Genomic DNA, 2,368 nt, shown 5'->3' with positions numbered 1-2,368 from the left:
AAGCGGGGGCAGACAGATCGGAGGCCATACGATCATGACGTTGAGTGTCCGCCTTGGGAAACTGCCGTCCAGGCTCACCGCGCTGGCGCTGAGCGCCGCTCTGGCCGTCTTGCCCGCCATTCCGGCACAGGCCCGCCAGAGCCTCAATCTCATCCGCGATACCGAGATCGAAGGCGTGATGCAGGCCTATACCGATCCCTTGCTGGATGCGGCGGGGCTTAACCGGGATTCGGTCGGCCTCTATCTGGTCGGCAATAATGAATTCAACGCCTTCGTCACACGTGGCCAGAACATCTTCATGCACACCGGCACGGTGGTCATTGCGGAGACACCCAACGAGATCAAGGCCGTCATCGCGCACGAGATCGGGCATATCGAAGGCGCGCACCTGATCCGCTTCGGGGATGGTTCACGTGGTGCGATGGCGACGATGATCGCGACTCTGGGCCTTGGCATTGTCGCCGCCATGGCTGGCGCAGGCGCGGGCGGAGCAGCGATCATCGCCTCGGCGCCGCAGTTTGCGACCCTGGACATGCTGCGCTACACGCGCACCCAGGAAGCAGCCGCCGACCAGGCCGCAATCACTTTTCTCGAGCGCACCGGCCAGTCGGCCCGCGGCCTGGTGACGACGTTTGAGCGCTTCCGCTATCAGGAAGTCATGAGCGAGGCCCGGCGCTTCGAGTATTTCCGCTCTCACCCGCTCTCCTCGCAGCGTATCGACGCCATGCGCCGGCGGGTCGAGGCTTCGCCCTATCGCGATGTGGAGGACAGCCCCGAGGAAATTGCGGAGCTTCGGCGTATCCAGGCCAAGATCATCGGTTTCACGGTGGCGCCCGCCCAGGTCTTCCAGCGCTATCCGGAGAGCGATACCAGTATTGAGGGCCAGTATGCCCGCGCCGTCGCCTTTTTCCGGCAGGGACGGCTGGAGCAGGCGCAGGCCCGCCTCGCCGTGCTGATGGAGGCAGAGCCGGAAAACCCGTTCTTCCATGAACTGGAAGGCCAGATGCTCTATGAGAGCGGGCGGATCGAGGAATCGGTTGCGCCGCATCGCCGCTCGATCGAGCTGATGCCGGACGCACCGCTCCTGCGGGTCAATCTTGCCGCATCATTGATCGGCACGGGCGAAGAAGATGCGCTCAACGAGGCTGTCTCGCACCTGCGCTTTGCGCTCGCCCGTGACCGGGAAAACAGCTGGGCCTGGTTCCAGCTTGCCCTTGCCCATGAAGGCCTTGGCGATACCGCAATGGCCCAGCTCGCAACGGCCGAACGCTTCTTTGCGGTCGGCAACAACATGCAGGCCTTTGTTTTTGCCAATCGGGCACGCGACGAGCTGGAGCGCGGCACACCCGCCTGGGTACGCGCCAGCGAACTCGTTGCCGTGGCCGAACCGAGCCCGCAGGAAATCCGCGAATGGAACCGGGCCGAGAATGAACGCCGCAATCCCTTGCAATCCCAGGCCAGCCGCCTGAACCACTGATCTGACAGGACATCTCCCATGCGCTTTGTAACAGGGCTTCTGGCCGCCTGCCTGCTTTCCGCGTGCTCCGCTGCGAACGGCGAAAACGAAGCGGCCACGCAGGCTGACGAGACCGAGGCGCAAGCCATCGAGGCGATCGTTCACCGCTACATCGTTGAGAATCCGGAGGTGATCGAGGAAGCGCTGGTCGAGTTGCAGCGCCGCGCCCGGGAACGCGAGCAGGCCCAGCTCCTCCTCAATGTCGAGCAAAACCGCACTGCGCTTTTCGAAGACAGCGCTGATCCGGTCTTTGGTCCTGCCGATGCCGAGCTGACCATCGTCGAGTTCTTCGACTATCGCTGCCCCTATTGCCGTCAGGCCAATGACTGGCTGGACGGTGTCCTCGAGCAGCACGCCGGGCGGGTGCGTATCATCTACAAGGAATTGCCGCTGCTGGGCGAGGCCTCCGAAGAGGCCGCCCGCGCCGCGCTGGCCGTGTGGACGCTTGCACCGGAAAGCTATCCCGACTTCCACGACGCCCTCATGCAGGCTGGCAATCCGATGACGGCTGAGCGGATCAACGAGATCGCGGCCCGTCATGGGGTAGAGACGCCTGCCTTGCGCGAAGCGATGGCGGCCCCGGAGATCGAGGCACATCTGGGCCGGGTCTATGAGCTGGCGCGCGCCGTTGGCGTCAGCGGAACGCCCTTCTTCGTGGTCGGCAACGAGATCATCCCCGGCGCGGATATTGGACGGTTGAACCGCATCATCGATGCCCGTCTGGCAGACTAGGTGGCAGAGCGGTTGGCAAGCCACCAGCCGCAGGCAACAAACCAGAGAATGAAGGCCAGCTCGAGGGCGCGCTGCAAAGCACCGCGCCACTCGAAATGAATGTCGATTGCCAGAAGGGCG

The 2,368-nt window shown here is 63.9% G+C and carries 2 protein-coding genes; both read left to right on the top strand.

The window, feature by feature from the left end; all coding sequences use genetic code 11:
• On the top strand, positions 1-1,477 hold a 1,477-nt coding region (locus ACTS2Z_RS06270), incomplete at its 5' end, for a M48 family metalloprotease (RefSeq protein WP_442572363.1).
• A gap of 18 nt (positions 1,478-1,495) precedes the next feature.
• Entirely contained in the window at positions 1,496-2,248 is a 753-nt protein-coding gene (locus tag ACTS2Z_RS06265; protein ID WP_442572362.1) for a DsbA family protein, read from the top strand.
• The last annotated feature ends 120 nt before the right edge of the window (positions 2,249-2,368 follow it).

This window comes from Glycocaulis sp., assembly GCF_052168375.1.
GTDB lineage: Bacteria > Pseudomonadota > Alphaproteobacteria > Caulobacterales > Maricaulaceae > Glycocaulis.
The sequence above is the reverse complement of the archived record's forward strand: the minus strand, read 5'-3'. Positions and strand labels throughout refer to the sequence as shown.